Annotated in this window: 21 protein-coding genes and 1 pseudogene; 10 read left to right on the forward strand and 12 right to left on the reverse strand. The window is 40.3% G+C overall.

Features of this window, described 5'->3' with window-relative positions:
• The 4 genes from WN948_RS12080 to WN948_RS12095 all read right to left on the reverse strand — a co-directional run bounded on the left by WN948_RS12080 (nt 1) and on the right by WN948_RS12095 (nt 4,405).
• A complete protein-coding gene (locus WN948_RS12080) occupies nt 1-342 on the reverse strand; it encodes a GNAT family N-acetyltransferase (protein ID WP_342304449.1) in 342 nt (113 codons plus the stop codon).
• Nucleotides 343-355: 13 nt separating this feature from the next.
• Nucleotides 356-985 carry a CheR family methyltransferase gene (locus WN948_RS12085; RefSeq protein WP_342304450.1) on the reverse strand — a complete coding sequence of 210 codons (630 nt, stop codon included), beginning with the start codon at nt 983-985 and terminating at the stop codon, nt 356-358.
• A 95-nt stretch (nt 986-1,080) separates the two neighbouring features.
• Complete coding sequence (locus WN948_RS12090; protein ID WP_342304451.1) at nt 1,081-1,572, reverse strand: chemotaxis protein CheW; 492 nt, start codon at nt 1,570-1,572, stop codon at nt 1,081-1,083.
• 16 nt (nt 1,573-1,588) lie between these two features.
• Complete coding sequence (locus tag WN948_RS12095; RefSeq protein WP_342304452.1) at nt 1,589-4,405, reverse strand: methyl-accepting chemotaxis protein; 2,817 nt, start codon at nt 4,403-4,405, stop codon at nt 1,589-1,591.
• A 318-nt stretch (nt 4,406-4,723) separates the two neighbouring features.
• On the opposite strand from WN948_RS12095, the gene WN948_RS12100 reads away from it, so the two are divergent.
• Nucleotides 4,724-6,178 (forward strand): IS66 family transposase, encoded by a 1,455-nt coding sequence (locus tag WN948_RS12100; protein ID WP_342306395.1) that lies wholly within the window; start codon nt 4,724-4,726, stop codon nt 6,176-6,178.
• A 176-nt stretch (nt 6,179-6,354) separates the two neighbouring features.
• Here WN948_RS12100 and WN948_RS12105 read toward each other — a convergent pair whose 3' ends face one another.
• Nucleotides 6,355-7,065, reverse strand: a complete 711-nt coding sequence (locus tag WN948_RS12105; protein WP_342304453.1) for a methyl-accepting chemotaxis protein — start codon at nt 7,063-7,065, stop codon at nt 6,355-6,357.
• A 54-nt stretch (nt 7,066-7,119) separates the two neighbouring features.
• Nucleotides 7,120-8,898 (reverse strand): PAS domain-containing protein, encoded by a 1,779-nt coding sequence (locus WN948_RS12110; RefSeq protein ID WP_342304454.1) that lies wholly within the window; start codon nt 8,896-8,898, stop codon nt 7,120-7,122.
• Between the two features lie 33 nt (nt 8,899-8,931).
• Between WN948_RS12110 and WN948_RS12115 the strand changes: the two are divergent.
• A pseudogene (locus WN948_RS12115) lies at nt 8,932-9,953 on the forward strand (IS630 family transposase).
• Here WN948_RS12115 and WN948_RS12120 read toward each other — a convergent pair.
• Complete coding sequence (locus tag WN948_RS12120) at nt 9,892-10,446, reverse strand: hypothetical protein (protein ID WP_342304455.1); 555 nt, start codon at nt 10,444-10,446, stop codon at nt 9,892-9,894. The pseudogene WN948_RS12115 and the gene WN948_RS12120 sit on opposite strands and share 62 nt — an antisense overlap.
• A 371-nt stretch (nt 10,447-10,817) precedes the next feature.
• Between WN948_RS12120 and WN948_RS12125 the strand changes: the two genes are divergently transcribed.
• The 6 genes from WN948_RS12125 (at nt 10,818) to WN948_RS12150 (ending at nt 17,355) form a co-directional block, all read left to right on the forward strand.
• Nucleotides 10,818-11,762 (forward strand): PAS domain-containing protein, encoded by a 945-nt coding sequence (locus WN948_RS12125; protein WP_342304456.1) that lies wholly within the window; start codon nt 10,818-10,820, stop codon nt 11,760-11,762.
• 99 nt (nt 11,763-11,861) lie between these two features.
• Nucleotides 11,862-12,254, forward strand: a complete 393-nt coding sequence (locus tag WN948_RS12130) for a PAS domain S-box protein (protein WP_342304457.1) — start codon at nt 11,862-11,864, stop codon at nt 12,252-12,254.
• A gap of 241 nt (nt 12,255-12,495) precedes the next feature.
• Nucleotides 12,496-14,226, forward strand: coding sequence for a sodium-extruding oxaloacetate decarboxylase subunit alpha (gene oadA, locus WN948_RS12135; protein WP_342304459.1), 1,731 nt, complete (start codon nt 12,496-12,498; stop codon nt 14,224-14,226).
• Between the two features lie 10 nt (nt 14,227-14,236).
• Nucleotides 14,237-15,718: an acetyl-CoA carboxylase biotin carboxylase subunit gene (locus WN948_RS12140; RefSeq protein ID WP_342304460.1), complete on the forward strand. Its 1,482-nt coding sequence runs from the start codon at nt 14,237-14,239 to the stop codon at nt 15,716-15,718.
• 61 nt (nt 15,719-15,779) lie between these two features.
• Nucleotides 15,780-16,751 (forward strand): biotin--[acetyl-CoA-carboxylase] ligase, encoded by a 972-nt coding sequence (locus tag WN948_RS12145; protein WP_342304461.1) that lies wholly within the window; start codon nt 15,780-15,782, stop codon nt 16,749-16,751.
• A 76-nt stretch (nt 16,752-16,827) separates the two neighbouring features.
• A complete protein-coding gene (locus WN948_RS12150) occupies nt 16,828-17,355 on the forward strand; it encodes an S-layer protein domain-containing protein (RefSeq protein WP_342304462.1) in 528 nt (175 codons plus the stop codon).
• A gap of 26 nt (nt 17,356-17,381) precedes the next feature.
• On the opposite strand, the gene WN948_RS12155 is transcribed toward WN948_RS12150, so the two are convergent.
• The 5 genes from WN948_RS12155 to WN948_RS12175 all read right to left on the reverse strand — a co-directional run bounded on the left by WN948_RS12155 (nt 17,382) and on the right by WN948_RS12175 (nt 22,190).
• Nucleotides 17,382-18,305 (reverse strand): phosphoserine phosphatase, encoded by a 924-nt coding sequence (locus tag WN948_RS12155; RefSeq protein WP_342304463.1) that lies wholly within the window; start codon nt 18,303-18,305, stop codon nt 17,382-17,384.
• Nucleotides 18,302-18,979 (reverse strand): hypothetical protein, encoded by a 678-nt coding sequence (locus WN948_RS12160; RefSeq protein WP_342304464.1) that lies wholly within the window; start codon nt 18,977-18,979, stop codon nt 18,302-18,304. The genes WN948_RS12155 and WN948_RS12160 overlap by 4 nt, the downstream gene beginning before the upstream one ends.
• Nucleotides 18,980-18,997: 18 nt before the next feature.
• Nucleotides 18,998-19,288, reverse strand: a complete 291-nt coding sequence (locus tag WN948_RS12165) for a DUF424 family protein (RefSeq protein ID WP_342304465.1) — start codon at nt 19,286-19,288, stop codon at nt 18,998-19,000.
• A gap of 12 nt (nt 19,289-19,300) precedes the next feature.
• Nucleotides 19,301-21,391: a minichromosome maintenance protein MCM gene (locus WN948_RS12170; protein WP_342304466.1), complete on the reverse strand. Its 2,091-nt coding sequence runs from the start codon at nt 21,389-21,391 to the stop codon at nt 19,301-19,303.
• Between the two features lie 79 nt (nt 21,392-21,470).
• Complete coding sequence (locus WN948_RS12175) at nt 21,471-22,190, reverse strand: RNA methyltransferase (RefSeq protein ID WP_342304467.1); 720 nt, start codon at nt 22,188-22,190, stop codon at nt 21,471-21,473.
• Nucleotides 22,191-22,459: 269 nt separating this feature from the next.
• Between WN948_RS12175 and WN948_RS12180 the strand changes: the two genes are divergently transcribed.
• Entirely contained in the window at nt 22,460-23,248 is a 789-nt protein-coding gene (locus tag WN948_RS12180) for a disulfide reductase (RefSeq protein ID WP_342306469.1), read from the forward strand.
• 2 nt (nt 23,249-23,250) lie between these two features.
• Nucleotides 23,251-24,498, forward strand: a complete 1,248-nt coding sequence (locus tag WN948_RS12185; RefSeq protein WP_342304468.1) for a (Fe-S)-binding protein — start codon at nt 23,251-23,253, stop codon at nt 24,496-24,498.
• The last annotated feature ends 7 nt before the right edge of the window (nt 24,499-24,505 follow it).

The raw sequence follows: 24,505 nt of genomic DNA on the forward strand, positions 1-24,505 counted from the left end.
TTAAAGAACAGGGTCATTTTTATGGAATATATAAGACCCTTCACCAGTGCGTGAAAAACCCATCTTTTCCCAGAAGCCGACAGCTTTTGGTCTTACTCTGTCCGCAATGATAGTATTGAAGTGTTCTTTGAACATTTCTATCGTTTTACTGCCATAGTTATTTCCTTCGAATTCTGGAAAAATAATTATAGAATAAATGGTCAAAACATCATCATCTACTCTGCTCCGGGCCTTTCCAACCCTTTGGTCATTAAGATCGATATTCAGCCATCTGTAATCAGAACCTTTCATCGGCAGGAGAAGATCAAATGATAGCTCATGTGGCATGGTAAAGATATCCATCCAGTTACTGTGATCAACCAACTTTTCGATATAGCTGTGCGTTTGCAACAACCGGCTCAAAGAATTTCTGCATTTGTGGAGGAACTTTCTGAGTTTGTTCAGTTGCAAAATAACCCCCATCCAAAGAATCATAGAACATCCTGAGGACTTCTATCTTTTTTTCGTCCTTAAAATGCAAAAGGACATTCTTGCAGAGAATGAGGTTAAAACCTGTCCTGACAGGTTTCAGATCCAAAAGATCATTTTTTGTGAACTCGACGCATTTCCTTATTTCTTTGGAAATCTGGAAGTTGCCAGGCTCATCTGTCGGTGAGAAATATTTGTTCAATATAGGCTCTGGTATCCTCTGAACCATTTCCCGGGGATATATGCCTTTTTTGATTATGTCCCCAAACAGGTTACTATTATCTATATCAGTTGCATGTATCTTGACATTCCGGAAGGTCATACCCATATTCTCTCTCAATGTAATTGCCAGTGAGTAAGGTTCAGGACCCATAGCACAACCAGCATCCCATATGTGAATATAGTGTCTGCTTCGAAGTTCAGGAATTACATAGTCCCTGATCATTTCCAGTGTTTGCATATCCCTGAAAAAATAAGTGAAAGCTATAATTATCCTCTCCTTTTGCCACACAGACATAAAAAAATATATTTACAATTTCTTTCACAAAATGAAACTAATAATAGAACAAGTAAGAAATAGATAATAAAAAGAAAATATCGGTTGCCTGAATATCAGGCAAGACTTGCGATATTTTCAACTTCTTTTTTGTTCAATACCTTAGCAAGGTCAAGAAGTATCAGAAGGCGATCATCCAATTTACCTACGCCCGTGATATATTGCTTGCTTACACTCGACGTGACAAGTTCAGGAGCGGGGTCGATGCTTGAAGCATTTATCCTCAATACTTCATTCACAGAATCAACTATCATACCCACGACATTGTCACCGATCTCAACGACAATTATACGTGAATGCTCATCTACATCCTTGGAACTAAGATTGAAGCGCTTATCAAGATTTATAACCACAATGATCTTGCCACGAAGATTGATAACACCCTCTACATATTCTGGAGATTGTGGTATCTGTGTGATCTCAGGCATCCTTATAATTTCCTGGACCTTCATGATCTCGACTCCAAATTCCTCACCACCTAGCTGGAAAACTACCATTTGTAACAGTTCATCGGTGGAACCTGTTCCAGATATTAAATCATCTGCCATATTATATCACATTCCATTAAACAAGAGCATGTTCCATTTTTTCAATTGATTCGGTTTTTTCTGAATTATCAGTCTGTCCACCTGACGTGGACGTGGAATCCAGTACAAATTTATCGACGACCACTTTCATTTCACCTGCAAGACTTGAGAGATCCTCTGCTGAATGTGAAAGTTCCTGCATTGTGGCACTTTGTTCCTGAACAGCAGCAGATGCTTCCTCAGTTCCGGCAGCCGATTCCTCGGAAATTGCACTGACCTCTTCTATTGAAGAAGTTACTTCTTCTATGGAAGCAGATTGTTCCTGTGCAGCAGCTGCAATATCCTGAACCATATTTGCTATCTGGTTACCTGCCTCTACTACATCTTTAATGACTACTGCCACTTCGTTAAGAGCAGTTGCTCCGGTTTCAACCTCTACAGATCCCTGATTCATGGATGTAACTGCATTTTGAGTACCAACCTGAATTTCTGTGATCAGTGTTGCAATCTGTTTTGCGGCATTACCTGAATCCTCAGCAAGTTTTCTAACCTCATCTGCCACAACAGCAAATCCACGGCCATGCTCACCTGCACGTGCTGCTTCAATTGCTGCGTTGAGTGCAAGAAGGTTGGTCTGGTCTGCAACATTAGTGATAAGATTTACAATTTCACCTATCTGCTTGGACTTGCCATCAAGTTCCATTATAACACTTGAAGACTCTGCAGATGCACTCTTTATGGATTCCATCTTGGCAAGAAGATCATTGGTTACAGAACCGAGGTTGTTTATCAGTTCGTTTGAATCCTTTGCATTTTCTGCTGCCTTCTGTGAGTTTGTAGCAACTTCCTGCACAGTCATGGTCATGTCCACCATTGCACGTGACACTTCTTCTGTCTTTGAGGCCTGGCTCTGAGCACCTCTTGAAATCTCAGATACTGTATCAGCTACCTGGTAAGATGAAGATGACATCTGCTCAACGGATGCAGACATTTCTTCCGCTGTCGATGCAACGTTCCTTGAGCTGTCGTGAACCATGGAAACTACTTCATTTAATGACATTCTGGTGTTTTCGACACCATCAGTCAGGACTTTGAACTCGCCAACACCCTGAATTTGAACAGCTCTGCTAAGATCATTATTAGATATGGCTTCAAGAACATCGGAAGAATCTGCAATAATTGCCTGCAGGTTTTCTCCAAAATTATCAAGTGAATCAGAAAATACCTTAAAGTCACCTTTACTTGTGAAACTGAACCTCGCATCTAGTTCACCTTCGGAATAATCATTGACTATGCGCATTGCCTCATTCAGAGGGGTCACAAGTGCATCTACAGCCTGGTTGACAGTGTTGATAGCATCATTAAAGCGTCCTTCGTAGATGGACCCATCAGCCCTGTAGTCAAGGTTTCCAGCCTCTGCAGCATTGCCAAGTTTAATGAACTCATCCACAATTCCTTCTATGTTGCTCATCATTGAGATATAACATGGGATAAGTTCATCGTTGTCTGATCGCTTACCTACTTTCTTGAGTCCAGCAAGATCACTCAGATCACCTACAGCGATTTTCTTGTTCACGCCCATAACAGTCAGGATCCTGTCACGAATACCATTGGTGGCTGATGCCACTTCAGCGAATATCCCCTGATAATTACCTTCAACAGTTCTTGTATGGTCATTATTTTCTATCAATTGCAAAACCTCATTGCTCTCTACAAGACCGGCAAGACCAGCAATACAGTCGTTGATGTTGTTCTTGATATGATTAAAATCACCCTTATATTCAGCAGTTATTCTCTCAGGTACTTCTCCCCTAGATATCTGCTCAACATATTCAGCAGTCATGTTCAATGGGTTGATAACAGCATCAAAAGCATCGTTGACAGTCGTGATAGCTTCGTTGAACAACCCCTGGAAATGTGATGCATCTGCCCTGTAGTCAAGCTTTCCGGTTTCAGCAGCATGACCTAGACTGATAAATTCATCTGCCATACCCTTTACATTTTCCATCATTCCAATGGTATATGGAAGAAGTTTATCATTCTCAGAACGCTTGCCTACTGCTCTGTATTTTTCAAGATCGCTGAAATCTCCTTTGGTCATGTATTCAAAGGTACGCTGAATATTCTGAAGCCTCTTGCAAACTTCATTTACAGCATAGGCATTATCTTTGAATGTCCCATCGTACTGACCTTCAACACTTGTCTCAAAGTCGTTGACAGCCAGTTTAAGCAGAACATCAGTGCTCTCGTTAAGAGGCTTGGCGATGGAATCAAGTGTATTATTGAGATTCTCGATAATGGTCCTGAACTCTCCACCATGGCGGGAAGCATCAGCACGGACATCTACCTTGCCCTGAGAACCTGCTGTTGCGAGCATCTCTGAATCGACAATCAAGGCATTGATAGCATCAACACAAATATTGAGATTGTTTTTAAGATCGTTGAAGCTACCCTTGAACTCCTTTGTTATCTTTGGCGGGATATCGCCATTTGAAAGGCGGGTTACATATTTGGAAGCTGCCATGAAAGGAATAACAATGGCATCTATCATTGAGTTGATACCTGTAACAAGTTCTTTAAAGTCACCTTCAAAGTTCTCAGGATCTGCACGAACATCAAGATGTCCTTCAACAGTAGAGTTTACAAGCAAAGTAATCTGTTCCGAGAGTTTTTCCTGTTGCTCTACCTCATTCTTCCACCCTGTAGCTTTGTCCAGAAACGCATTCAATGCTTCTGACATCTCACCCTCTAATCCATTGGTCTGAGGACTCAACCTTGAATCTGAATTGCCATTATCAATGGAAGTCAGAACATCAATTATCTCATTGTATAGTTTGTTATTTTTCCCTAGCATGTTTTCACCCTGCCGTATCAAAATTGATGCTCGGCGTAAGTTTAACTTTTGCACATTTAGACCTATAAATTTGCATTCGAACATACAATTCTATATAATTATAATTAGGCTTATTTAAAGATAAACACGATATTATAAAAGTATACCTACACAAAATATATATGTACAAATATAAAATAAGATTGGGTAATAAAGAACTAATGTAACTATTCAGCCTGACTGTTTTAATGATGCAAAAAACAATATACTATGGCTTCATTCTATGTGTTAAAAAATATTCAGTAAAATATCATAAAAAACGTCTATCAATCTGAGGGGATTTGTATAGACCGCGAAGAAATACTTGCAGTTTATGAAGCTGGTCCAGAAGCAGTAGTAGAACTTGTAACTCGATTACTTGGGATAATTGAACATCAATCTCTCCAAATTGCACAACTTGAAGAGCGTGTCAGGCATTTGGAAGAAATGCTTGAAAAGAATAGTCGCAACAGTAGCAAACCACCTTCTACTGATTCTTATGCACGGAATAAACCAACCGTTAAAAGTCAAAGAAAAAAGACCAATAAGCATGTAGGTGGTCAAAACGGTCATCCTGGTACTACATTAAGAATAAATGATGATCCGGATGAAGTTATTGTTCATCCTGTTAATCAATGCGTCAATTGTGGGAGATCGTTAGCTTCTGTTCCCTCTAACTATGAAAGAAGACAGGTCTTTGACATTCCTCCTATAACTATCAATTGCATTGAACATCGTTGCGAGATTAAAACATGTCCCAAATGTTCTCATGTAAACAAAGCTCTTTTTCCAGATGGTGTAACTCAGCCGACTCAATACGGTCATCGAGTTAAGTCATTTGCAGTTTATTTGCACACTTACCAATTACTTCCTTATCAGCGTGTTACCAAGTTGTTCTCTGATATTTTGGGATGCAAGATAAGTCCTGCTACTTTGGTGAACACGGAACGTAGTTGTTTTGAGAAGCTTGGAGCTTTTGAAAATACAGTGAAACATCTCCTGAAAGAATCTCCTGTCATCAATCTGGATGAAACAGGAATGAGAATAAATGCAGTTCGTAATTGGCTTCATGTGGCAGGTACAGACAAACTGACCTATTATTTTGCACATCGCAAAAGGGGCTCAGAAGCAATGGATGCTATGGGCATATTACCAGGTTACACTGGTGTTGCAACACATGATTTTTGGAAACCGTACAACAAATATGAATGTCAACATTCATTATGTAATGCACATTTATTACGAGAGTTAACTGGAGCTTCCGAAAACAGGGATCAACAGTGGCCAAAGATAATGAGTGATCTCTTGATATGCATTAAACATCATGTTGATAATGATCTTTTAGATACTGAGCTAATTCAAAGGTTCAGTGAGGATTATGATCACATAACTTGTTTAGGAGTGAATGAAAATCCTCCTGATCCGGAATCAAATGTGCGGTCTAAAAAACGAGGACGTAAGAAGCAGACCACGGTAAAGAATTTGCTGGATAGGTTTATTGGCCATAAAGAGGATATCTTACGATTTATGTACGACCAAAACGTTCCGTTTGATAACAATCAGGCTGAAAGAGATATCAGAATGACGAAAGTACAGCAGAAGATATCAGGTACTTTCCGCAGTGAACAGGGTGCAAAAAATTTCTGCCGTATAAGAGGATACGTGTCTACTGTTAATAAGAATTCTGAATCTGTTATCGATGCAATTAGTGCAATATTTTATGGCAATTCATTTGTTCCAAAGTTGCAGAATTGATCGTGGATGAAGAAATCAGCTTGGTGGAAGTGAGCTAGGCTGAATAGTTACGAACTAATAATGAAAAGATATGGTGAGAATGATTACGCTATCATTCTCAATTACTCACCCAAGAGTACAGTGAACACATATTATATCACGCCATATAGTATAATATTCTACTATACCAGATATAATCACACAAAAGCATGCTCTTTCTTTTCAATCTCCGGACCTCTTGCAGAACTGGCTACTTTCCCATCTGATCTTGAAGTGGAATCCAGTATGAACTCATCGACAACTGCTTTCATGTCACCTGCAAGACTTGAGAGGTCTTCTGCTGAACGTGAAAGTTCCTGCATTGTTGCACTTTGTTCCTGAACAGCTGCAGATGCTTCTTCAGTTCCTGCGGCAGATTCCTCTGAGATAGCACTGACCTCTTCTATTGAAGAAGTGACCTCTTCTATGGAAGCAGACTGCTCCTGTGCAGCAGCGGCAATATCCTGAACCATACTTGCTACCATATTACCGGCATTTACTACCTGCCCTATGACAGAAGCTGCCTCATTAAGAGCATCTGCCCCGGTTTCCACTTCTACAGAACCCTGCTGCATAGATGTAACCGCATTGTGAGTACCTGCCTGAATGTCACCTATAAGTGTTGATATCTGTTTAGCAGCATTACCTGACTCCTCAGCAAGTTTCCTCACTTCATCTGCAACAACAGCAAATCCACGACCATGCTCACCTGCACGCGCCGCTTCAATGGCTGCATTTAGCGCAAGAAGGTTAGTTTGGTCTGCAATGTTTGTGATAAGATTGACGATCTCACCGATCTGCTTTGACTTACCATCAAGTTCCATAATAACACCGGAAGACTCGGCAGATGCTTTCTTTATTGAATCCATCTTATCAAGAAGATCAGTGGCAATTGTACCAAGATTATTTATCAGATCATTGGACTACCTTGCATTTTGTGCTGCCTTCTGTGAATTCGTTGCAACTTCCTGCACCGTAAGAGTCATGTCCACCATTGCACGTGAGACTTCTTCTGTCTTTGAGGCCTGGTTCTGTGCTCCTCTTGATATTTCAGATACAGTATCTGCTATCTGATAGGAGGAAGAGCTCACTTCTTCAACAGAGGCAGACATTTCCTCGGCAGTTGATGCTACATCCCTTGAATTATTATGTACCATTGAAATCACACGATTCAATGATTTTCTGGTATCCTCTATTCCATCTGTCAGCGCCTTGAAATCACCAACGCCATCAATGCCTACAGGATGAGAAAGATCATTTTCAGAAATTGCTGTAAGTACAGCACTTAGATCGGATATGAGGCTTTGCAAAGAATTACCGAATCCATTGAGAGTATCACCAAGTTCTTTGAAATCTCCACGGACATCTATTGTAAATCTTGCATTAAGGTCGCCGTATGCATAGGCATTTATGACTTTTGTAGCTTCGTTGAACGGATGAATGACAGCATCTAGACATCCATTAACGCCCTCTACGATTTTACGGAAATCACCATGATGTCTGGATGCATCGGCACGTGTGCTTAGCTGACCGTTGATTCCTGCCTGGGCCAAATTATTGGCATCTTCAACTAAAGCATTAATAGCATCGATGCAACCATTAAGATTATTCTTGATATCATTGAAGTCACCATAATATTCCTCCGTGATCTTATCAGGAATATCACCTTTGGAAATGTGATCCACGTATTCAGCAGCAACATTGAGTGGAGATATTACTGAATCAAGGGTGTTATTGACAGCTATCATGATCTCATGGTTATTGCCCGTGAACTTATCTGCATCAGCCCTTACATCCAGTTTTCCTTTAACAGCTGCTTCTGCAAGGTTTAGGACTTCTTCGGTAACACCTACCTCAGTAGTAAGGTCAAACACATACTCAAGCGCACCCACTACGTTGCCATCTGCATCTTTAAGTACTGTGGCGGTGTAGCGTATTGGCAAATCTCCCGAAGGAAGTCTTGCAACAGTATCACTCGTACAAACCTCGCCGGTCTTAATGCTTTTTGCAACCTGACAGTTCTCTGTATTACAGTGCGGAGTCTTGAAAAGATCGTAACATTTCTTGCCAGTACATGCCTCGGTAGTGCTTTTAAGTGCAGCAGCTCCGGCAGGATTAATGAACTTGACATTAAGGTCCGTATCCATTGCCATGATTGGTGTTGGAATACTATTAAGATAGTCGACCTTGGTTCTTGCATCTGCTATTGCAGTCCTGATTTGAGTTTGGTCTGTGAATATTTCCAGACAGCCGATAACTTTGCCCTGTCTGTCCTTAAGAGGTGCACCACTACATTCAAGATTAATATCCTGACCTCCAATGCTAGCTACACCCTCACTTTTTTCGTTGTTTCCAGATACCATTGCCATATGGCAGACACATGAATCAGTCCCACAGGCACTGGTTTTGTAAATGTCATGACACTTACGTTCAAGCATGTCACCTAAACTAAGACTCGCCACACCTGCTGCCTGATTATTGACATAGTTAATTGAGTAGTCATTATCAATTATCATAAATGGAACAGGGACATTATCGAGATGGCCCACAAGTGTATTGACAATATCATTCATTTCCTGTATCAGCTTGGCATACTCACCATTGAACTTCTCAGGGTTTGCGCGAACAGTGAGTTTTCCCTCAATTGCGGAATCTGCAAGGAAACTGGCTTCATCAAGGAGTGAATTATAGTTATTAACCAAACTTTTAATACTAATTGAGTATAACAATACTGTATGGCTAAACCCGAACAAATTCCGATAAAGCATCATCTTTCATCAGAAGAATTGCTTAAACATATTAAGTCATTAGAGAAAGACACACGAGTTCTACAACGTTTATATTTTGTTAAACATCGTTATGAAGGAGCTTCTGTTAATGAAGCAGCTAAACTTGTAGGGATATCAAAACCCGTTGCATATCAATGGCAAGAGCGGTGGAATCAAGACGGATATGAAGGATTAAAGCCTAGGTTTTCAGGAGGATGTCCTTCCAAACTCACTGATGATCAAAAAGAAAAACTAAGGGACATGTTACATGAAAGAGATGATTGGTCTACAAAAGAAGTTCAGGAACTCATTTATAATGAATTTAAGGTTCAATACACCATTAAGCAAATACTAGTGATCTTGAAGAAGTTTGGCATGCATCATGCCAAACCATATGCGCATGATTATCGAAGACCACAAAATGCAGAAGATTGTTTAAAAAAAACTTACCGTTAATCGATGATGATTGCGTTATCGGATTTCTTGATGAATCATCTCCCCAAACAACATCAAATACGGTTCGTTTATGGTCTTTCAATAAACCTGCCATCTTCAAAAACACAACCAGGATAAAAGCAAACTCCTTCGGTTTTTATGCATTGAATGGTAATTCTGTTATTGATTTCAAAGAACATTCAACCAAGGAGGATGTATGTTCGTTTTTATCAGCTGTTAAAAACAATAACATGGGAGAGAGAATCGTAATTATTCTCGACAATTTTAGATCACATCGAGCAAAATATACAGTGGAATTTGCACAGGCAAATGATATTGAATTGGTCTATTTACCTCCATATTCACCCGACTTGAATCCAATCGAATTCATCTGGAAAAGTGTCAAAAGAATTATTTCTCGCAATTTTGTGAAAGATCTGGATCATATGAAAAATCTGATTGCTGAGGAGTTTATTGATTGTTCATCGAAGATTAGCTTCGCAAGAAAATGGATTGAGACATTTCTGGATAATAAGTTGAAAATGTTAAGTTAATAACTATAATCGAATCAATGCACATGTTGAGATTGTTCTTGATCTCGTTAAAATCACCCTTATAATCGTCTGTGATCTTTTCAGGAATGTCACCTTTGGAAATACGATCAATATATTCAGCAGAAACATTCAACGGACCCATTACAGCATCCAGAAGCCTATTTATACCTCCAAGAATGTTTTTACAATTGCCATCCAATTCTGAAATATCACCACGTGTATCGAGTTTTCCCTCTACAATTGCGTCGATAAGTAAAAGAACCTCATTTGCAAGTTTTTTGTTATGGACTTCTTCAGCAGCCATTTGCTCCAATCTATTTTCCTTCTTCGATAATTCATTTTTCAAGGAAACATATTCATCTAAGATCAGATTCACTGATTCTGCCACTTTCTTATCTAAAGAACCATTTTTTGGAGATATTCTAACAGCTGAATCCCCAGATTCCACTGCATCAAGTACATTAATAAGCTCAGTTTTAAGTTTATCATTCATTCCTAGCATTTTTAATCCGTCCGTAAATAAATAAGTTTTATAACTCAAATTTTAGCACGTTTCACTTTATTGCAAGAAAACGTGCATTTGATGAGCAGCTTTGCCTTGCAAAGCTGCATATATACAATTGAATTATATAAAATAAATTAGATATTTAAAGTTATTGATTTTTCATGTGTAAAAATTATTTAACACATGTCTGTTGTTTACGAATTTAGAACAATATGTAACGGTGTTAACAATACACTTATATATGCAGTTGTTACACAAAACCGAAATTAGTAACAATCTCACAAATGTGAATACGAAGTAAAAACTTTGCTACACTTGTGCATTACATTTACGTCAAAGAAACTATAGAGAATATATTAATGCGCATATACAAAAAAGAAACAAGTATGATTAAAAATGTTCTAAAAGACAACCCTCGTGGCCTTAGTGTTACGGATATTTCTAAAAAAATAGGCATTAACCGAAATACTGTTGCAAAGTACCTGGAAATCCTTAGAATCAGTGGGCACATTGAAATGGAATCAATTGGTACTGCCAAAATATATTACTTATCGCAAAAGATACCAATCTCAACATTACTGAATTTTACCTCAGATAATATACTGGTAATAGATAGCGAACACAAAGTCGTTCAGGCAAATGAAAGGTTTGCAGACATGCTTGGTATTCCTAAAAAAGAATTAAGTGGCAGGCCAATCGAAGAGCTAATCACTCCAATGATGTCAACTAGGACATTTATAGAAAAAATAGATGAAGGTATCAAAGGAAAAGAACTGGTAGAGATCCTTGACCTGATCATAAAAAATGAACTACGTTTTTTCAAAACTAAAATAATTCCTTCAACGTTCGATGATGGTGAATCAAGCGTAACCGTGATCATGGAAAATATAACTGAAAACATGAATTCTCTAAATTATTTGAAAGAAGAACAGGAAAAACTTGAAATCCTTGTTTCTGAAAGAACATCAGAACTTAAAAAATCAAACGAATTGCTCAAAAAAGAGATCACTGAGAGAAAAGTAGCAGAAGAGAGAATTCTGGAAGAACATGCAAAAGCACAGAATTATCTTGACGTTGCCGGCGTTTTGATAATGGTACTGGACAAGGATAAAAATTGCACTCTTATAAACAGAAAAGGACTTGGTATCCTTGAATGTGATATTGAGGATATTATTGGCAAAAAATTCCTGGACAATTTCCTTTTAGAAGGGGACAAAGATAATGCTCTGATCAGATGCAATAGAATTCTGAATGAGGGATTTGAAACTAACTGTGAAAGCCACATTGTCACATCCACTGGATAAAATAAATTAATCAAATGGATAAATGTAAGCCTTAAAGACAAAAATGGTAACATTTTGGGAATTATCACATCAGGTGAAGATATTACTAAACAGAGAGAAATGGAAGAAAAACTAAAAGAGAGCGAGAGAAAACACCGGCTTCTTGCTGAAAACACCCTTGACAGTATATGGCAACTGGACGAAAACCTTGTATTTACCTATGCCAATCCTGCCACAATAACAATAACAGATCTTAAATCGGAAGATGTCGTCGGGACTAAACTTCAGGACCATTTTCCTGAAAATGAAATAAAAAAAATGGAAGACGCAATGAAGTATTCTGTGGAAAATAGGTATGATGATGAATTTACAAAAATTGAAACGTTCACATACGATAAAAATAGGAAGCTTGTACCATATAAATATACGCTAAAATATTACTTGATGATGACAGGAATTTTTGTGGATATCAAGGAACCAACAGAAAAAGATCAGATGATTGTGATTCACTAAAATAAATCATTCTGACTCCGGAAAAACCAGCATGTTTTTTTATTGATTACTAATTATATTTGATCAATGCCTTCTTTTTTTATTAATTATTGTGTAGGGCAGGCAGAATATATAAATTACTCACCAGAAACTACATAAAAGAACATGATATATATGATACAATTCCATCTGACACGGAGTTAGATGATTCTCTATTATAATTTACCACTCACACTACTACATAATTTCCCGGAGGATTCCTATGAAAGTAAAAATAACCGAAACTATTCTTCGAGATGCGCATCAATCTCTTATTGCCACCAGAATGCGCACCCGCAACATGCTTCCAATTGTAGACAAGCTTGATGAAGTCGGATACTATTCACTTGAGATGTGGGGGGGAGCTACATTTGACAGCTCTATAAGATATCTCAATGAGGACCCATGGGAAAGATTGAGGGACCTTAAAAAACACATGAAAGAAACCCCTGCACAGATGCTTCTCAGAGGACAGAATCTGGTAGGATACAGACACTATTCTGATGATGTTGTGGAAAAGTTCGTTAAAAAAGCCCATGAAAATGGTATTGATATCTTCAGGGTATTTGACGCTGTAAATGACATCCGCAACATGGAAAAAGCCATCACTGTAGCTAAAAAAGATGGAGCCGAAGTACAGGGTGCCATCGCTTATACCATAAGTCCGGTCCATACTATTGATAAGTATGTAGAACTTGCAACCGGACTAGCAGAACTTGGATGCGATTCACTTTGTATCAAGGACATGGCAGGCCTTATATCGCCACAGCAGGCATTTAATCTCGTGAAAGCTCTCAAGACAGAAGTGAACCTTCCTGTTGATCTGCACTCACACTGCACATCAGGAATGGCACCTATGAGCTACACAGCAGCATGCAGGGCAGGTGTTGATATACTTGATACTGCACTATCTCCCTTTGCATGGGGAACATCACAGCCACCAACCGAATCGATCGTGGCTGCACTTGCTGAAACAAAACGCGCTACAGGACTTGACCTTGAACTGATATCAGAGATATCACAGCACTTCAAGGAAATAAAAGAACACTACCGCTGCATACTTGATCCGATCTCTGAACAGATAGACACCAATGTGTTGCTTTATCAGATACCGGGGGGAATGCTTTCAAATCTTGTATCCCAGCTCAAAGAGCAGAATGCACTGGATAAATTCGATGAGGTCCTCAAAGAAATGCCACTTGTACGTGCAGAACTTGGATACCCGCCACTTGTTACGCCCACAAGCCAGATAGTTGGTACCCAGGCAGTGCTCAATGTGCTGATGGGTGAGAGATACAAGGTAATTCCAAAGGAAGTCAAAGATTATGTTCGTGGCCTTTACGGAAGACCACCACAGAAGATCAGTGATGAGATAATTGCAAAGATAATCGGTGATGAAGAACCAATTACCTGCAGACCTGCAGACCTTCTCAAGCCAGAGTATGAGAAGATGAAGAAGGAAGCAGAAGAGATGGGCATCATCAAAAAGGAAGAAGATATCCTCACTTACATACTCTACCCGGCAATAGCTCCTGCATTCCTGAAAGGAGAGCTTGAAGAGGAAGACCTTGCACCAATCATGGAAAAGAAAAATCCATGCGCTGCTTCATCCGATGTTTCCGGAATACCAACTGACTATACAGTGGAAGTTGACGGGGAAGTTTTCAATGTAAAAGTAAATCCTGTTGGCGGTTCTGTTAAAGTCGTTGAAGCAGATGAGAAGCCAACTGCAGATTCCATACCAGGAGCTGTGACAAGCCACATGCAGGGAATGGTGCTTTCCACAAAAGTTCAAGTCGGAGATATTATTGAAGAAGGCGACACATTATGTGTCATTGAAGCTATGAAGATGGAAAATTCAATCCATGCGCCACATGGAGGAACAGTAAAAGCTATACTTATCGCAGATGGTGATGCTGTAAAATCCGGCGATGTACTGATGAGTATAGAGTAGGTGAGCCGGCATGTTCAAGAAAGTACTTGTAGCTAACCGAGGCGAGATAGCCATCCGTGCAATGCGTGCATGTCGTGAGCTTGGTGTCCAGACCGTGGCAGTGTACTCAGAAGCTGACAGTAATGCTCTTTTTGCAAAATATGCGGATGAAGCATACCTGATAGGTCCTGCACCTTCCAGCCAGAGTTACCTGAATGGAGATAAGATAATAGAAGTCGCACTTGAATGCGGAGCAGAGGGCGTTCACCCGGGATACGGATTCCTGTCCGAAAACAGTAAATTCGCTCGTAAGTGTGAGGAAGCAGGAATTACTTTTATAGGGCCTTCAAGCAAGTCCATTGAGCAAATGGGAAGCAAAATAGCTGCCAGAAATACCATGATAGAAGCAGGTGTACCGGTAGTCCCAGGAACAAATGAGGCCATAGCAGATCCGGAAGATGCAGCAGACGTTGCAGATGGTATAGGTTATCCTGTTATGATCAAAGCATCTGCCGGTGGTGGCGGTATAGGAATGAAAATAGTACATTCCAGAAAAGAGTTCCACACTGCCCTTAGTTCCATACAATCTGTTGCAAAATCAGCCTTTGGTGACTCAACAGTATTTATTGAAAAATATGTAGAAGAACCAAGGCACATTGAATTCCAGATACTTGCAGATAAGTACGGAAATGCAGTCTATGCCATGGAAAGGGAATGTTCCATACAGCGCAGACACCAAAAACTTATCGAGGAAGCACCATCTCCTGTAATGACACCTGAACTTCGAAAGGAGATGGGCGAAACTGCTGTTAAGGCTGCAAAGGCCATCGGATATGAAAATGCAGGAACTGTCGAATTCCTTTACTCAAAGGGGGATTTCTATTTCCTTGAAGTCAATACCAGATTGCAGGTGGAACACACCATCAGCGAGATGATCACAGGTATAGACCTTGCAAAACAGCAGCTTCATATTGCCTGTGGTGAGGAATTACCATTTAAACAGGAAGATATCAAAATCAATGGATGGGCAATCGAATGCCGCCTTAATGCTGAAGACCCGCTGAACGACTTTGCACCCTCTCCTGGAAAGATAAGGAGATACAGATCTGCCGGAGGACCCGGTATAAGGGTTGATAGTGGAGTCCATATGGGATACACTATTTCACCTTATTATGACTCTATGATCTCAAAGCTCTGTGCATGGGGAAGTAACAGGGACGAAGCCATTGATAGAATGCAGCGTGCATTGTACGAATATGTGGTCGTTGGAGTCACAACCAATATCCCATTCCACAAAGCAGTCCTGAAACATCCTGCATTCAGGGAAGGAAAACTTACTACTCATTTCATAGAGGACAACAACATCATAGAAGATGTGAAAAAGGTCGTGGAAGAAGATACTACCAAAGGTGTTACCCTGGCTTCAGTACTTGATAACAAGGATCTGAAAATAGCTGCCGTAACAGCTGCTGTAGGTTCATATGTAAATGCTGTCAAAAAACAGACAAAGTAACAAAGTTTTGGTAGCAACATATATCTAGATAGGGAATAAACTTTCGAAGGGGGGAATGACTGTGAATGACAACAGAAAAGAAATCATAAGATTGTTAAGACAATCTGAAGGAAATCCAGTTTCGGGTCAGGAGATAGGAGAAAAACTAGGCATATCCAGGGCAATGGTATGGAAATATGTCAGAAATCTCAGAAGAGAAGGGTATGACATTCGTTCTTCTCCAAAGGTAGGTTACATACTTGATGCATGTCCGGACAGAATCGATCCTGATGAACTGAAAGCTATTTTGAAAACAAGTCTCATAGGAACTAATATCAGATATCATACTGAGCTGGAGTCAACCAACAATACGGCCAGGGAAATTGCATTAAAATCGCCAGAGGGCACTGTGGTCATTGCAGAAACACAGAAAAACGGTCGCGGACGTCTGGGGAGTGAATGGCAATCAAACCCTGGAGGTGTATGGTTGTCCCTTATTTTAAAACCGGCCATATCACTTGACAACCTGTCAAAGATAACACTTGTAGCAGGCATTGCTGTAACGAATACATTGAGAGATGCGGGAGTGGATGCACGCATCAAATGGCCAAATGACGTACTTGTTAAAGGCAAAAAGATATGCGGAATACTTACAGAGGTCAGTGCTGAAGTTGACAAGGTCGACTATGTAATCCTTGGAATTGGCATAAATGCAAACATCAAACTTGATGGACTTAAAGAAGAAATTAGAAGAAAATCAACAAGTATTACTAATGAAGTAGGAAAAGCAGTCAACAGAACTACTTTCATTGCATCCCTTCTTTATGAACTGGAACAACAATACATAAAGTTTAAAACGCAAAAATTCACGGACATCGTTGATGAATGGATCAATCTCTCTGATACAATTGGAAAGGAAGTCAGGATAAGGACACCAAACAAACTCATTGAAGGCAAGGTTGTTGGAATTACTGAAAAAGGTGCAATTGTTGTCCTTGACAGGGATAAAAAGAGACATGAGATCATTGCAGGTAACTGTCGCTACTGCAATTGATCAAATGAAGTGATACTTTCATGCTATACTCAAACAGAACCTGCAATATTGTAATTGCATTTATACTTTTTTTTCAATGGCATCATCGGCATGTGCTGACTCCGTATTCACAAGGGACTATAATGAACCCTTAATTATAAGAGAGTACAGAGAACCTTTGTTGATAAACGGAACCGGAATATTCCTGACAACCGGAAACTCATGGAATTTCTATCAGGGATATATTTTTACGGTCAGTAGTGTGAATCTTGAGAAAAAACAGGTCTGGGTAAAACTCCTGAAGGAAGATGAACTTCTGAAGGAAGCAATCTTGTCAGAAGATGAGAAGTTTATCTATTGTAAAGACGAGGAAATTTTAAACATTACAGTGGATACGATATACATCAGTTCCGGCAGAGAACTCATTACCTTCAAGCCGGTGTACCAATACCAGGATAGTGACCTCCCAGATGCCGTATTAGAAGAAGATGAAGAGAACAACGGTCAAAGCGATGACAACCAGACATCTGGAAACAGTACTATCGGACAAACAAGCGGATTTACAATATTCCAGACATTCGCATGCATCTCTTTTTTAATGGCATGCAGACGAATTTTAAATTAATTAAAAAAGAATAGTAGAAAAGGAAATCAGAATTTCAGATCTCCCTTCTCCATTAATACCTTAAGGTCCTCAAGACTCAGGCGGCCACTCTTCTCCAGTTTCTCTTTGGCAACCACGAGATGTTCTTCCTGCTTCTTGTCATCTTTTTCAATCTGGATATCGTTGAGCTTTTCAAGATAGACACCAAGCTCATCTCTAAGCAATTCAATCTTCTTCTTAAGAGGATCGATCTTTTCCCTTATAGGCGCAGTTACAGCATATTTCTCCGATATCTGAGAGTGTGCTTCATCGGCAGCTTTTCTGAATTCATCAGCCTGATTATAGAAATCTATCATTTCAAGATGATATTTCTGGGATTCTTCTGCAAGCTTACCAATCTCATCACCAAAGTCTTCCCTTGAATCAAACACATCTTTTGAAGCTTCATATGTTTGCATTAATTTCTGATGGATATCGTTTGCATCAAATGCTGCTCCAAGACGCTCTTTAAGATCTATCAACCTGCTAAAGAGATCGATCTCATGTTTCAACGGAATATCAGCATTCAGGAAGAGATCAAGGTCTGCAGCATAGGCTTTTGAAAGTGTTTCAACACTACCCTTGGATAACTTGTTGAGATCATCCCTCTTTGTCTTGAGTTCATTGATATTATCTGAGAACTTACGTGTCTTTTCATTAACCACATTTCTTGAAGATTTCAAGGCAGCTATCTTTGCATTGATAGAATCTCTCTTAGACTTGACATCACGTGCCTTTGCCACCAGACCCTTTACCTTGGAATTAAGACCATCACGCTTCTTTTTTAAGTCATCTGTGTTGGTTCGATGAAGTTTGAGTTCCCTGAAGATACCTTTAAGTTCACGCTCATGGTGGCCTACTTGAGTACGAATGTCGTTTACTTTGTTCTTCAGCTCTTTTTCATTCATTGATGAAACATCTATATCAGTCATGCTTCAACCTCTCCCGCATCAATCACATCAGGTTGCTTCTCCCAGTGCTGCAATGCCTCTTTATGGCTTTGTATCCTGTTCTCTAACCATTTATACCTTGGAGAGATTTCGTTCATTTCATCCTCAAGTGAAGATATAGAATTATTGTAACTTTCTTCTGAACTATCGATAGAACTTAGTTCTATTTTTGAACTGAGGGCTTGTTTTATCCTTTCATTAATAGCATCAAGACGATCATCAACTCCTGATGCTTTTGAACTGAGAGCGGAGACACTCAGCAAAATAGAATCTACCCGTGTTTGCTCTTCATCAGGAGTAAGCGAACCTTTCACCTTTAAAAGCTTCTCTTTGACAAAAGACATTTCTCTGGAAAACTCGCTGTTATCGGAAACCGAATCATCCAACTCATCAAGCAACTTTTCTGCCTGATGGTAGAACAATTGTCTCTTTTCAGTTAATATCTCTACTTTTTCCAGAACCATTTCCCTATTGTTCTTAGAGGAATCGATATTTTCCTGAACGACTTTCATTTTATTTCCGAGTTCATTGAATTCAGAAGCATATTCATCTAAGAATTTCTTATGCTTCTTAACAACTCCTTCAATGAGTCCTTTTCTGTCAAAGGTGTTTAGCGCATTGTTTTCTACGCCCGAAACCGCCATCTCATCATTCATAACAAAACCTCGTAACATTTATAGCCTGAATACCTGGGCATGTGCTACTTCATTAATAATCCGTACATTATTTTGATTTACTGCACCGCATTTAACGGCGCATGAAACTGCTTTATCGCCAAATATGTTGATATTTGATGCCTTTGATATAATTTTTATAGCATCTTCCTCTGATATGAGTTCCCCTTTGTAGAATTCTTCTGTTATTGTAACAGTGATATCTCCTTCTTTAAGGGTTTTTCCTATCAATTCCCTGTCGCATAGAGCAACGATAGTTGTGTCACCTGATTTGTGGATCTTGATATACATGGGATCACTTCTTCAAACTACCTTTACATGTTCTTTATCGGGTTTTATTAAATCACCGGAACGTCTCATCTTGGATATCAGCTCTTCAGCATGTTGCCGGTCTATCTGTTGGTTCTGAGCCTCCGTATAGACCTCTTCAAGTGGTGCCTTTCCACCGGGATGCTTTTCACCGACCATTTTAATGACTTCCTTAATTATCTTTATTTTATCCCTTTGGCTCTTGCTTGTGCCGGAAGCTATGATGTCTACATCAAATGCACCTGTATCAGGGTCAACACCGACCTGACGTAGACATGAATAAACTATTTTGGTAGTTCTTTTGGCATCTTCCATTGTCGCAACATTGCTGAGACGCAAACGTGCGCTTGCCTCGGCAAGTCTTACAAGGGCTTCTAGCTGACGCGCAGTGACCGGAACAGGAGCATCTTTACCATCCCCCATCTTTCGCAAATCCATGTAGAACTTGACAAGATGCTCACGTGCATCCTCCTCCATTACCGGGAAGATATTCCTTCTTGAATAGGCAATATACTTCCTGAGCATATCTGCATCAATGACAGGCTTGATAACTTCCATATGGTCGTCGACCTGTTCCTGAGTAACAGTGCTTGAAGGCAGGTTCTTACGCTGCTCAGAGAGTTCACCGGCATAATGTGACTTGAGAATGTGTTTTGCTATCCTTGAATCCAGATCCTCGTTCGGTGTATCCAGCATGACAAATATCATATCAAATCTTGAGATCAGGGCAGGTGGCATGTTAATCTGTTGGGCTATGCCCTCATACCTGTCAAAACGCCCGTATTTTGGATTTGCAGCACCAAGAAGCGCACATCGCGACTTCAGTGTCGCAAGAATTCCGGCTTTTGCTACACTTATGGTTTGCTGTTCCATTGCTTCGTGGAGTGCACTTTTGTCCTCTGTGCTCATCTTATCCATTTCGTCCACTGCAGCAATTCCCATATCTGCCATAACAAGGGCACCTGCCTCCAATGTCCAGCGACCATCTCCCAGATCATCCTTTACTGCTGCGGCAGTAAGACCACTTGAAGAAGCACTCTTACCTGATGCAAAAACTCCCCTTGGAGAGAGTTTGACCATGTAACGAAGCAGCTGACTTTTTGCAACACCCGGATCACCTATAAAAAGCATATGAATATCACCACGCACTCTGGACCCATCCGGCAGATGTTTGGCAACGCCTGAAAACAATTGAAGTGAAAGGGCTTCTTTCACATCCTCATAACCATAAATAGAAGGAGCTATTGAACCGATCATTTTACTGTAGATTTCCGGATCCTTGCTCATGGCACGAATCTCCTCCTCTTCTTCAGGGCTTATCTCAAGTTCATCAAACTCCAAATCCATGTATTCTATGGAATTAGCATGTAAGACCAGATCATAGAAAGGAGATTTACCTTCTCTGGTGGTTCTCTGATGAGAACGCAGAACTCCATTGATAATAACACGATCTCCGGGTTTCACAATACCTGCAAGGTCATCCTCGATATCTACATCAAGACTTTGAGGTTGTGAACCACCTTTAAGGTTCTCAGGAGATTCCTGTATCTGGAGTTTCTGAGCATCAATGAAAACAGACTGGTTTATAAGTATCTTGAACGGACCTTTTCGGCCACATGTTTCATTTTCACAGTCAATAGGTTCTATAAATTTGATCTCTGTCTGGGGAACCATTGTCACATGTTCACACCGCATGCACTGGAATGCAGCATTGAGCACCTTAGGCCGAACTTCTGTTGCCTTACGGATCATACCCTCAATTGCAACGAACTGTAGGAGATGTTTGCTACGCAGATCTCTGTTAGGTATCTTATTAGGGATCCTTACAAAACGGACCTTTGCATCAATAAGGCTTTTCTCAACAGGGAGATCGATCTGCTGAAGTGCATTGTCTGCACTGGGCATTACCTCATCCGGGTTGAAAAGAAGTTCACTGGCAATTTCCCTGTCAAATATCTCAAGATCGGAGAACTCAACTTCCAGACTACGCTGGTCAGGATAGTTGTTCGCGAGTTGCAGAACGCTATCCCAATAATATTTTTTAAGGAACACTACGAATTTTTCGTCCCACTTACCTTCAGTCATAGTTACACAATAATTAGTTAAAAATCATTTAGGGAATCCAACATAGCCTTCAAATGATATGAACATTTCGAAACATATCTCAAATGTCATCATCATCAGAGTCGCTTTCACCGATGTACTGCCTCTGCATCTTGCGAATGATACCACGAAGTGTCTGTACTTCCCTTGGAAGCAGGCAGGCTCTTCCAAATATTCTCCTGAGCATCAGCTCGGTCTTTTCCCTCTTATGCTCCGGATAGTCAATATCATTAAGAAGTTCGGTAAGATGTTCATACAGTAATTGAATATCAAATGGGTCTGCCAGTGGAGTATCACCGTTTGTAATTTCACTTAACTCATAAAGAACAACAGCTACAGCGTGTGACAGGTTCATGACTGGATAAATATCTGATGTGGGAATCGTCATGATCATATCACATTTCTTTAGTTCCTCTTTTGCAAAGCCATTATCTTCCCTTCCAAAAAGTATTGCCACCCTGCCACTTAAACCATTCAAACGTTCTTTCATCTGGGCAGGAGAGTATCCCGGAACTCTCAGGTGCAGATCAAACCTGGAACCGGAAATACCCGTAGTACCTATGATAATACTACAGTCATCAATAGCCTCTTCAAGAGTTGAAACTATTCTTGCATTTTCCAGCAAGTCCCTTGCATGTGAAGACATAGCCCTTGCTTCCCCTTCAAGTTTACAGGGATTTACAAGCACAAGGTCAGAAAAACCGAAATTTTTCATTGCCCTTGTAACAGAGCCAACATTTCCCTGATACAGGGGTTCAACAAGTACTATTCTAAGGTCCATTTAAAAGCTACAACCATTACATCCTTTTGTGATTTGCGTTACTTAAGCATGTTACGGCATATAAGGTTAATTAGACTGAAACACTTTGCATTTTGTTAATTAAGAACAACAAAAGGGCTACTGATATAGATTTCTTGAATGAAAATCTTTAAATAATATCGACACCACAATCATGCAAACCAAACCGGTTACTTATAAGTAAAAAACAAAAAATAATTTTTCTTGTAATAATTATACTTATATCGATATCAGGAGAAAACTAAATGGCTATGGAGTATTTTGCAGGCGTAAGTGACGCCTTAAGACTTACATTTGTGCAGGTTATGATAATGGCAAACCTGTCCATTGGTATTTTCATTATAGGAATGTATATAAACATAAAGAAGTGGGGAATGGGTTCCACCGGCTATGGACAGGCGCCTTCAAAAAGCATCCTTGCCTTCCCTAAGATGCTCATGTACCAGATGAGCGAGCATGCCCATGCCCACAACCAATCTGTTCTGGAAACCTTTGTCCTTGACATAGTATTCCAGAGAAGGATACTGAGAAGAAGTCCTCTCAGATGGTTCATGCACTTCACTATTTTCGTTGGCTGGATGGTTCTTTTCGTAATGTCCCTTGCAATGTTCCTTGTAGAAATGATACACATGGTAACTGCAAAGATGGGAATTCACGGACTTCCCGAGTTTTTAGACCCTGAGATATTCAGAGAAATACTTGCAGTACCAAACGACATATTCAGTTACATACTACTTGTAGGAATTATAATCGCAATATACAGGAGACTCTTCGTTGCAAAGATGAGAGAAGCCACAATTGCATATGACTCAGTACTTCTTATCGGACTCACCGTTATCACAGTATCAGGATTCATTGCAGACGGAATCAGAACCGGAAGATTCTGGGGATTCGCTATGCCTGTTGAATGGGCACCGCCAGCATCACTGTTCCACGTAATCATTTCACTGCTGTTCTGTATAGCATACATCCCATTCAGCAAGTACATACACATGATCGCAATACCACTCGCACTCCTTGCAAACAAGGGAGGAGAATAAAAATGGCAAAACGTGAACCTTCAATTAATACAGAGAATTTTACAGCAGTCCAGCTCATGGAACTGGACTCATGCAGTCGTTGTGGCGAATGTGTGGAATGGTGTCCAACATACGATGCATCCGGACAAAAGCCCGGACTTGCACCAAGGGACAAGATCCTCAGGTGGAGAGAGTACATGAATAAGTCCTATGGACTTCGTGCAAAACTCTTTGGCCCAAAGGAGATCCCCGAAGAAGAAATAGAAGAATTCAAAGACGATGTATACGGCTGTACAACCTGTGGTATGTGTGCAACAGTCTGTGAATCGGGAATCAACACCGTCGAACTCTGGGAATCCATGCGCGCAAACCTCGTGAAACGTGGAAACGGTCCATTCGGCAAGCAGGGTGCTTTCCTCAAACTCATTGGACAGTACAAGAATCCCTACATGGCAGACAACAAGGACAGGACAAACTGGTTCCCTGAAGACGTCAAGATCGAAGAAAAAGCAGAAGTGCTCTACTATGGAGGATGTACTGCAGAGCTTAGACAGAGAAAGCTTGCACTTGCAACAGCACGTGTACTCAATAAGTTAGGCATCAAGTTCACAATGCTCGGTGAAGATGAGATATGCTGTGGTTCTGCACTTATCAGAACAGGGCAGTACTATGTCGATGATATTGCAAAGAAAAATGCACAGACAAACATAGACAATATCGCTGCAAGAGGTGCAAAAACAGTACTGTACGCATGTGCAGGATGTTACAGATCATCACTCATTGACTGGCCAAGACTCACAGGACAGGAACTTCCATTCAAGGTAGTTCACATCACAGAGTTCCTGCAGGATCTCATCGAGAAGGGCGATATCAAATGGGAGAAATCCATTGACAAGAAGGTTACATACCACGACCCATGCCACCTTGGACGTCACGTTGGAGTATATGAACCACCAAGAGCTGTGCTCGAAGCAATCCCAGGAATCGAATTTGTCGAAATGGACAGAGTCGAAGAGAACCAGCGTTGCTGTGGAGCTGGCGGTGGTGTCAAGGCAGGTATTCCAGATCTTGCACTCGGTGTTGCATCAACACGTGTTGAAGATGCACTTGCAACAAAGGCTGACCTCCTTTCAAGCGCCTGCCCATTCTGTAAAAGAAATCTCAGTGATGGAAGAGATGCAATCGGTGCAAAGGAACTTGAGGTTGAGGATGTCATTGTTCTGACTGCAGAAGCAATGGGAATCGACCTTAGCGACACACCAGACGAGTGATTTACTT

The sequence above is a fragment of the Methanolobus sp. ZRKC5 genome, assembly GCF_038446525.1.
Taxonomy (GTDB): Archaea; Halobacteriota; Methanosarcinia; order Methanosarcinales; family Methanosarcinaceae; genus Methanolobus.

Excerpts from the sequence above, each read along its gene's own strand:
- WN948_RS12080 (WP_342304449.1), bottom strand. The coding sequence starts at position 342 with ATGGATATCTTTACCATGCCACATGAGCTATCATTTGATCTTCTCCTG.
- WN948_RS12085 (WP_342304450.1), bottom strand. The coding sequence starts at position 985 with ATGTCTGTGTGGCAAAAGGAGAGGATAATTATAGCTTTCACTTATTTT.
- WN948_RS12090 (WP_342304451.1), bottom strand. The coding sequence starts at position 1,572 with ATGGCAGATGATTTAATATCTGGAACAGGTTCCACCGATGAACTGTTA.
- WN948_RS12095 (WP_342304452.1), bottom strand. The coding sequence starts at position 4,405 with ATGCTAGGGAAAAATAACAAACTATACAATGAGATAATTGATGTTCTG.
- WN948_RS12105 (WP_342304453.1), bottom strand. The coding sequence starts at position 7,065 with ATGGATTCAATAAAGAAAGCATCTGCCGAGTCTTCCGGTGTTATTATG.
- WN948_RS12120 (WP_342304455.1), bottom strand. The coding sequence starts at position 10,446 with ATGAATGATAAACTTAAAACTGAGCTTATTAATGTACTTGATGCAGTG.
- WN948_RS12125 (WP_342304456.1), top strand. The coding sequence starts at position 10,818 with ATGCGCATATACAAAAAAGAAACAAGTATGATTAAAAATGTTCTAAAA.
- WN948_RS12130 (WP_342304457.1), top strand. The coding sequence starts at position 11,862 with ATGGAAGAAAAACTAAAAGAGAGCGAGAGAAAACACCGGCTTCTTGCT.
- oadA (WP_342304459.1), top strand. The coding sequence starts at position 12,496 with ATGAAAGTAAAAATAACCGAAACTATTCTTCGAGATGCGCATCAATCT.
- WN948_RS12140 (WP_342304460.1), top strand. The coding sequence starts at position 14,237 with ATGTTCAAGAAAGTACTTGTAGCTAACCGAGGCGAGATAGCCATCCGT.
- WN948_RS12150 (WP_342304462.1), top strand. The coding sequence starts at position 16,828 with ATGGCATCATCGGCATGTGCTGACTCCGTATTCACAAGGGACTATAAT.
- WN948_RS12155 (WP_342304463.1), bottom strand. The coding sequence starts at position 18,305 with ATGACTGATATAGATGTTTCATCAATGAATGAAAAAGAGCTGAAGAAC.
- WN948_RS12160 (WP_342304464.1), bottom strand. The coding sequence starts at position 18,979 with ATGAATGATGAGATGGCGGTTTCGGGCGTAGAAAACAATGCGCTAAAC.
- WN948_RS12165 (WP_342304465.1), bottom strand. The coding sequence starts at position 19,288 with ATGTATATCAAGATCCACAAATCAGGTGACACAACTATCGTTGCTCTA.
- WN948_RS12170 (WP_342304466.1), bottom strand. The coding sequence starts at position 21,391 with ATGACTGAAGGTAAGTGGGACGAAAAATTCGTAGTGTTCCTTAAAAAA.
- WN948_RS12175 (WP_342304467.1), bottom strand. The coding sequence starts at position 22,190 with ATGGACCTTAGAATAGTACTTGTTGAACCCCTGTATCAGGGAAATGTT.
- WN948_RS12180 (WP_342306469.1), top strand. The coding sequence starts at position 22,460 with ATGGAGTATTTTGCAGGCGTAAGTGACGCCTTAAGACTTACATTTGTG.
- WN948_RS12185 (WP_342304468.1), top strand. The coding sequence starts at position 23,251 with ATGGCAAAACGTGAACCTTCAATTAATACAGAGAATTTTACAGCAGTC.